Annotated in this window: 5 protein-coding genes; all 5 read right to left on the bottom strand. The window is 54.6% G+C overall.

All coding sequences use genetic code 11. The annotated features are described in order from the left end of the window. Positions 1 to 469: 469 nt before the first annotated feature. Complete coding sequence (locus VEZ52_RS06080) at positions 470 to 1,144, bottom strand: HD-GYP domain-containing protein (RefSeq protein ID WP_324836035.1); 675 nt, start codon at positions 1,142 to 1,144, stop codon at positions 470 to 472. 310 nt (positions 1,145 to 1,454) lie between these two features. After that, positions 1,455 to 2,951: a glycerol kinase GlpK gene (gene glpK, locus VEZ52_RS06075; RefSeq protein WP_240824270.1), complete on the bottom strand. Its 1,497-nt coding sequence runs from the start codon at positions 2,949 to 2,951 to the stop codon at positions 1,455 to 1,457. 91 nt (positions 2,952 to 3,042) lie between these two features. Beyond that, positions 3,043 to 3,768 carry an MIP/aquaporin family protein gene (locus VEZ52_RS06070; RefSeq protein WP_324836034.1) on the bottom strand — a complete coding sequence of 242 codons (726 nt, stop codon included), beginning with the start codon at positions 3,766 to 3,768 and terminating at the stop codon, positions 3,043 to 3,045. A 405-nt stretch (positions 3,769 to 4,173) separates the two neighbouring features. Beyond that, positions 4,174 to 5,931, bottom strand: coding sequence for a methyl-accepting chemotaxis protein (locus VEZ52_RS06065; protein WP_324836033.1), 1,758 nt, complete (start codon positions 5,929 to 5,931; stop codon positions 4,174 to 4,176). Between the two features lie 359 nt (positions 5,932 to 6,290). Continuing rightward, the gene (locus tag VEZ52_RS06060) at positions 6,291 to 7,835 is read right to left on the bottom strand and encodes a methyl-accepting chemotaxis protein (RefSeq protein WP_324836032.1); all 1,545 of its coding nucleotides are present in this window, start codon (positions 7,833 to 7,835) and stop codon (positions 6,291 to 6,293) included. Positions 7,836 to 7,879: the final 44 nt, after the last annotated feature.

Below are 7,879 nucleotides of genomic sequence, written 5' to 3'. Positions count from 1 at the left end.
GGGAAATAATGCCGAAAGTGCGGCGTCTGAGCGCTTCGCGACTCATGGCCGATGATATGTTTGTTTGCATAAATCTGCCTGGAATTCAGAGGTCAGGAGTGTGCCGGTGGGTCAGAATCCGGCTGCATAGCGGCGCAAAGGTCTGCCGCATAATAAGCGATAGCTGGCTGATTGCTCGGGCCTGGCAAAAAAGCAGCACGGCATCTGCCGTGCGTTTGCGCTGCGCTGCAACCATCAGCATCCACACCGCGAGGACAAAACCTCGCGAAACACAGCGTGGGCCGTGCACTTGCCAAAACGATAAAATAACCACTTACGGTAAGGCAGTCAAACAGTTTGCTAGGGGGAACTGCTTGAATTGCAGGTGCCCGGCAGCAGCATGGGCCGCAGTTTCAGCCGGTTGCAAACTGTGGCGGATGCTGCGCACAAACACCCTATGCTGGATTTTCTGGCGTATTTGGATGGATGTTCAGTCCACTCGCAACATGGCAACAAGGTCGCGCAATCTGTCCCTGATGCTCATAAAGGCTTTGACCACATCCGGATCAAACTGGCTGCCAGTACCTTTGATGATTTCGCGGCAGGCCTCGTCAAAGCTCTTGGCCTGACGGTATGGGCGTGATTGCAGCATGGCAGAAAGACTGTCTGCAACGGTGATGATGCGTGCGCCCAGCGGAATATGCCCGCCTTTAAGCCCCTGCGGGTAACCGTTGCCGTCAAAACGTTCGTGGTGGGCGCGTACCATATCCACAATGCCGCAATCCCGCAGGCAGGCTATGGGAGCAAGAATGTCGGCCCCCATGTCTGGATGCTTTCGGATTGCCAGCCATTCCTTGGGAGTAAGGGCGGATGTTTTAGACAGGATGTCGTCAGGAACGCCAATTTTGCCAAGATCATGCAGATGGCCAGCCACATGGATTATGTCGGCAACCTGGTGCCCCAGGCCCATTGCAAGGGCCAAAGCCTGCGAGATGATGGCAACTTCTTCTGAATGGGCGAGGGTATAGGTATCCTTGGCGTCTATGGCCTTGCCGAGTGATTCCGCAAGCTGGTGGATGATTTCTGTCACAGCAGTACTGCAAGGAACGAGTTTTTCGTGGCGGGTGGCGCTTTCGGCAAGGTTAAGGCGGGAATGGCACAACATTACGTATCCTTATGGTCGGCGAAACGCGCCGCTCACGTTCAGACGTGCGGGCAGGATTGAGAACACTTTTCAGATGGGGACATGGATTAGCAGTTTTGAAATCTAATTTCAATGTCAAATTAGCGACATTCGTAAAAATTTGCAAGGTAGATAATGCACGTGATAATAAAAAAATAACATTCAATAACAGGATGTTATAAACATATAACACTCATACTTGCGAAGCTGATTAGCACGCAAAACAGGGCCGCCCCAATGGAGCAGCCCTGTTGTTTAGGTAGTGTGCGCCCGGCTTTGGCCGGGGCCAAGCTTATTCTTCAATCCAGCTTCTGGCCCGCTCCACAGCGCGGTGCCACTGGTGCAGCAGTTCCTGCCGACGGTCTTCGGGCATGTTGGGCTCAAAGCGGCGGTCAAGTTTCCACTGGGCGCAGAGCTGTTCTTCGCTTTCCCAGAAGCCAACGGCCAGACCGGCAAGGTAGGCCGCGCCAAGAGCGGTTGTTTCCGTAACCATGGGGCGTTCAACAACTACGCCGGTGAGGTTGGCCTGGCACTGCATGAGCATGTTGTTGCGGCTTGCGCCGCCGTCCACGCGCAGGGTGGTCAGGGGAACGCCCGCGTCTTTCTGCATGGCCTCCATGATATCAAGGGTTTGCAGGGCAATGGATTCAATCGCCGCCCTGGCAATATGCCCGCGGTTGGTGCCGCGCGTGATGCCCACCATGGTGCCTCGGGCGTACTGATCCCAGTAGGGAGCGCCCATGCCCACAAAGGCAGGCACAAGGTACACGCCGCCGTTGTCCGGCACGGTGATGGCAAGGCTTTCCATTTCAGAAGAATCGCGGATGAATCCAAGGCCGTCGCGCAGCCACTGCACCACTGCGCCGCCCACAAAAACGCTGCCTTCAAGGGCGTAATAACGGCCCTTGGGCGTTTCCCACGCCACGGTGGTCAGCATGTTGTTCTTGCTTTCGCGGGCCTTGGTGCCCGTGTTGAGCAGCAGGAAGCAGCCCGTGCCATAGGTGTTTTTGGCCATGCCTTCGGTCATGCAGGCATTGCCGTAGGTAGCGGCCTGTTGATCGCCAGCCACGCCCGCGATGGGTACAGCCTGACCGAAAAATTCGGGGTGGGTCTGAGCCATAACGCTGGAGGAGGGAGCCACTTCGGGCAGCATGGCGCGGGGCACGCCGATGATTTCAAGCAGTTCGTCATCCCACTGACCGGTGTGGATGTTGAAGAGCAGGGTGCGGCTGGCGTTGGAAGGGTCGGTCACATGCGCGCCGCGCTTGCTGAAATTCCAGATGAGCCAGGTATCGATGGTGCCGAAAAGCAGTTCGCCCGCTTCGGCCTTGGCGCGAGCGCCGGGCACGTTGTCGAGTATCCAGCGCACCTTGGTGCCGGAAAAATAGGCATCGAGCACAAGGCCGGTTTTCGCACGAATGACCTCAGCCTTGCCCGCAGCGCGCAGCTGGTCGCAAAAGCCAGCTGTGCGGCGGTCTTGCCACACAATGGCGTTGTACACGGGGGCGCCGGTGGCTTTGTCCCACACAACCGTGGTTTCACGCTGGTTGGTGATGCCCACGGCGGCCAGTTCGTTGCTCTGCACGTTGGCGTGTTTCAGGCATTCCTTGGCAACATGCGACTGCGTGTCAAAGATTTCATTGGGGTTATGTTCAACCCAGCCGGGCTGGGGGAATATCTGGGTGAATTCCCGCTGGGCAACCTGTACTATGTTGGCATCGCGGTCAAAAAGAATGGCGCGCGAGCTGGTTGTGCCCTGGTCAAGCGACAGAATGTATTTATGAGCCATATAATCCTCCGAAAGCATTGTTGGTGTTTGTTGCCGCAGCGCGCAGGGGAAATCTGTATGCCGCAGGCAGCACGGAGTTGCTCAAAACGGTCTAGAGCAGGCCTATGGCCTTGCCCACAACATAGGCAAGCACAGCGCCGACCATGGGAGCGCACACCGGAATCCAGGCATAGGCCCAGTCAGAAGACCCCTTGCCGGCAATGGGCAGCACCGCATGCGCAATGCGGGGGCCAAGGTCACGGGCGGGGTTGATGGCGTAACCGGTGGGGCCGCCAAGGCTGAGGCCCAGAGCCCACACAAGGATGCCCACCATGTAGGGGCCGTAACCGGAAGGCAGGGTGCCGTTGTTGGTGTGGAAAATGGCGAAGATGCCGAAAAGCAGCATGAACGTGCCGATAACTTCGCACAAAAAGTTCTGGCCGTAGCTGCGGATGGCAGGCGCGGTGCTGAAAACAGCCAGCTTGAGGCCGGGATCTTCAGTGGGTGCCCAGTGGGGCAGGTAAGCAAGCCAGACAATGGCAGCGCCAGTGAACCCGCCAGCAATCTGCGCCAGCATGGTTGCGAACGCCTGGCCTGCGCCGTAAACGCCAAGCATGGTCTTGGCAAGGGTTACAGCCGGGTTCAAGTCAGCCTGGGGCGCGCCAAGCGCCACAGAGGTAAACACGCCGAGCATGACGCCAAAAGCCCAGCCCGCCGTGATAACAATCCAGCCGCCGCCGTTGCCCTTGGAGTCTTTAAGCAAAACGCAGGCAACAACGCCAGCACCAAAGGTAATCAGTATCATCGTTCCAAAAAATTCACCAAGAAGATTGGTCATGGGCAGATCCTTCACAAGTTGTTGATATGGCAGCAAGTCTTTCGGCTTGCCAACTCCTGTTCCAATAGCTTGCTGGTAAAAATGGGGGGACTGCTTGGCGCAATGTTCCTTTCTGCTTGGATGCGTAAGGCTCTTTGGTATTAGAGTGTCGTTTTACAAAACGTGCGTGTCTGATGCAGATTGAGCCGGAGCACCACAATTGGTTATATGTTTGTAAGGAATACTAATCCTATATTTGATATATAATGGGATGGAAAAAAGATTGCAAGTACATTGCAATTGTTACAAACAATAAAAATTATTATTACTATAAATGCGTTTATTAGGATTGCCATACCATAGATCTGTCCAAAAAGTAAAAAGGCCGCCCGAAGGCGGCCAAGAAAGGCGGGAACAAAAACTGCATCATCCGTGAGTTTTCATGTCGCGTATTAGTCCTTGCAGTGCAGCCGTCTGCTGGGAGAGTGCATCCACTGCCTTGCTTGCGTGATCCATAGCCTGCGCAGTTTCGGCAGAAATGGTTGCGACTTGCTCGACTGATCTGTTGATTTCTTCGCTGGTTGCCGACTGCTGCTCACTCGCAGCGGCAATTGCCTGGATCTGATCGTTAACATGCTCTACATACTCAAGGATTTGCCGTAACGCATCGCCTGAACGGGCAGAGAGCGTGGTTGCTTCTTCAATGGCCGCGCCCACGTCTTCCACATTATCAATATTTTTTCTCGTGCCTTGCTGAATACCGGTGATGGCGTCCCCAACTTCTCGGGTGGCAGTCATTGTTTTCTCTGCAAGTTTGCGCACTTCATCAGCCACCACTGCAAAGCCCCGGCCCGCATCGCCAGCCCGGGCAGCCTCAATGGCGGCATTGAGCGCAAGAAGGTTTGTCTGGTCGGCAATATCCGCAATAACGTTCATGATCTGGCCAATGGCTTCGGCCTGTTTGCCCAATTCTCCCATATCCTGCTTGATTGCCAATGATTTTGCATGAATGGACTTAATATTTTCAACCGCAGTACTGACAATCTGTACGCCTTCGATGGTCTGTTTCTGAGCGTTGCCAGAAACACCTGCTGCGAGTTGGGCATTTTTGGCGACCTCAAGCACTGTCGCATTCATTTCTTCCATGGCAGTGGCAGTTTCGTGTACGCGGTTAGACTGTTCGTCCGCTCCGCGGCTGGATTGGGTTATCTGCGTAGAAAGCTGCTCCGCAGCGCCAGATATTACTTCAACCACTTCTTCAAGTTGCTGGGCTGCCTGCAACATGCCTTCTGCCTTGGCCCTTTCAGCCATCAGTTTTGATTGCTGGGCTTCGGCAGTTGCCTTGCGGGCGGCTTCGGCTTGCAGTTCCGCTTCAGCCTGTCGCGTGGATGCCTGGGTGAAGCTGTCGTTGAGTTTGTCGCGCATTTCGCGCATGGCGGCAAAGAGACCGCAGTTTTTACGGCTGCCGTGCAGGCTCATATCCACGTCAAGGTCGCCGTGGGCGATTTTGCGCGAGACTTCTGCCACATCGGCAGGTTCCGCGCCAAGCTGCGCCATGAAAGACCTGATTGTAAGAAATGCCCCAAGCGAACCCGTGATGATTGAAATTCCGGTCAGAATCCACTGCAGAATCAGGCTTGTGGCAAGCTCGTCCTTTAACGTGCTCAGATTGTGGCTTGCCAAGCCGGTCTGTTCTTCAATAAACGGTTCCAGAGCAGTGGTGAGGGATTCCGTGGCGCTGTCAAAGCCTTCCATCAACTCGTTGCCAGCCTCTATGCCCTGGTTGATGTAAGTATCGGCCATCTTGCGTCCCAGCGCGTACATGGCGTCAAACGACGTGACCAGCGAGGCAAGCTTTTCCTGCGATTTTTTGTTGTTCTCAAGAGCGAATTTATTTTTAAATTTTTCCGCATGCTCATGAAAGGTATCTGCGGCTTCCTGCGCCTCTTTGTAACCATCTGGGCTGTGCGTTGCGGAAACGTCAGACAGAAATTGCTGCACCTGCACGGTTTGCAGCTTCATATCCGCAGCCAGCATGGCAAGCGGCATGCTTTCATTGCCTGTTGCTTCGGCAAGGCGGTCGGCCTGGCTCAGGTTGTGGCGCATAATCAAGGTACTGAGCAACATCAGAAAAAAAACGGAACCAAAGCCCAGCCAAAGCCGAGTCGCTACTTTCAACTGCATGCCGCACCTCCCCGAAAAGCATAAAAATGAATGGCCCGCAGCAAATGCGGACAAAGAGCGTCTTTCTCAATCACATATATGGACTTGTTTTGTTGCACGTAATGGCGGTTCCAGCGCCAGCCGTTAACCCCATATGAGCCACCTGCAAGCTAGCTCGAGCAGAGATAGGCCTCTTGAGTATTTTGGTCATAATTACCCTAATGCGCCATGGGGGCTGTGTCCATACACTACGGCGTAAAAATATTACTTACCGATTTCAGTATCTGCGGGCTGTGAGCGCGCAATTATTGCTGTACTGACGCAAAAAGGCCGCCCGGTGATGGACGGCCTTTCACAAAGGACGATTGCACTCAGGAGCTTCAACCCTGATTTTTCATGTCGCGGATAAGCCCTTGCAACACCTGCGCCTGCTGCGCAAGACCGTCAACGGCATGCGCGGCATTTTCCATTGTCTGAGCCGTTTCGGCAGAAATGGTTGCAACCTGCTCAACTGATTTGTTGATCTCCTCGCTGGCGGCAGATTGCTGTTCGCTTGCAGCGGCGATGGCCTGAACCTGATCATTAACAAGGTGCACAAGCTCAAGAATCTGTTTGAGCGAATCACCGGAGCGGATGGAAAGTTTGGTCGCTTCTTCAATGGCGCTGGCGCTCTGCTCCACATTCACAATATTTTTTCGCGTCCCGGCCTGAATATCACCAATGGCCCGGCCCACCTCCTGCGTGGCAGACATGGTTTTTTCCGCCAGTTTGCGCACCTCATCAGCAACAACGGCAAAACCGCGTCCGGCATCGCCCGCCCGGGCCGCTTCTATGGCGGCGTTGAGCGCAAGCAGGTTGGTCTGGTCTGCGATGTCGGCAATAACACTCATTACCTGCCCGATGCTCTCGGCCTGTTTGCCAAGCACGTCCATATCCTGCCGGATGGCAAGGGATTGCGTGTGCACTGACTCAATGCCCTTGACCGCATCGTTAACAATCTGCGCGCCTTCCAGAGCCTGTTGGCGGGTCTGGTCTGCAATGCCGGCAGCCTGTTGCGCATTTTGAGCAACTTCCCGCACTGTGGCATTCATTTGTTCCATGGCGGTGGCGGTTTCGCGCACGCGGCCAGACTGATCGTCAGCTCCGCTGCGGGATTGGTCTATCTTGACCGCAAGATCCTGCGAAGCGCTGGAGACAATTTCAACCACATGTTCCAGCTGGCTGGCAGCGTGGAGCATCCCTTCGCTTTTGGCGCTCTCTGCAAGAGCTTGCGCCTTTTGGGCTTCCACAAGGGCTTTTCTGGCTTCTTCGCGGTCATGCTCGGCTTCGGCCTGAGCGGTGGAAGAAGCCTTGCGGTAGTTTGTAAGATTGTCTGCCGTGCTGTTCAGCGCCAGAGCCATAGTGTTCAGGCTGGCAAAACTTCCGGCAGCGAGGCGTTCATCTGACTGCTGGGCACCAAGGGTAGAGGCAAAAGACACACACTGGCGCATGGCGCGCAGATCCCTGTTGGTCAGGAAATATCCTGCGCAATACACCAGACATATGGCAAAAATAAATTCAATCCACATCAGGGTGCGCCGCGATGCGATGTCATCATTCATCTCGGCCATGGCTGTTTCAGCAAGGGTAGTAATGTTTGCGTCAAATTTTTCAAAATGTTCGCGAAATGCCACGGCATAGGGCGTGGCTTCCTTCTCATACGTCTTGTAGGTGAGGTAGCGCTGGTCTGCGGGCATATCCTTTAAAGGGGCAACAAGGCTCTGACCGTTGTTCATGAACGCAATGGCCGCCTCATGAGCTTTGTCAGTCAAGGCGATGGAGTCTGCGGGCAGCTTGAGGGAGGAGAGCGTGGCAAAGTGCTTTTTAACGGCGGCAATGGCTGTGTCTATTTGCTTGAGGTCTTTGTCAATATTGCTGCCAAGCATGATATTTCTGGTTAATCTACTAAAATAATTTATATTTTTAGTTA

Source organism: Desulfovibrio sp. (assembly GCF_035644575.1).
GTDB lineage: Bacteria > Desulfobacterota > Desulfovibrionia > Desulfovibrionales > Desulfovibrionaceae > Desulfovibrio.
Note: the sequence above shows the minus strand (reverse complement) of the source record. Positions and strands in the feature narration are given on the sequence as shown.

Bases quoted from the DNA above. Each gene is read 5' to 3' on its own strand.
- VEZ52_RS06080 (WP_324836035.1), bottom strand. From the start codon at position 1,144: ATGTTGTGCCATTCCCGCCTTAACCTTGCCGAAAGCGCCACCCGCCAC.
- glpK (WP_240824270.1), bottom strand. From the start codon at position 2,951: ATGGCTCATAAATACATTCTGTCGCTTGACCAGGGCACAACCAGCTCG.
- VEZ52_RS06070 (WP_324836034.1), bottom strand. From the start codon at position 3,768: ATGACCAATCTTCTTGGTGAATTTTTTGGAACGATGATACTGATTACC.
- VEZ52_RS06065 (WP_324836033.1), bottom strand. From the start codon at position 5,931: ATGCAGTTGAAAGTAGCGACTCGGCTTTGGCTGGGCTTTGGTTCCGTT.
- VEZ52_RS06060 (WP_324836032.1), bottom strand. From the start codon at position 7,835: ATGCTTGGCAGCAATATTGACAAAGACCTCAAGCAAATAGACACAGCC.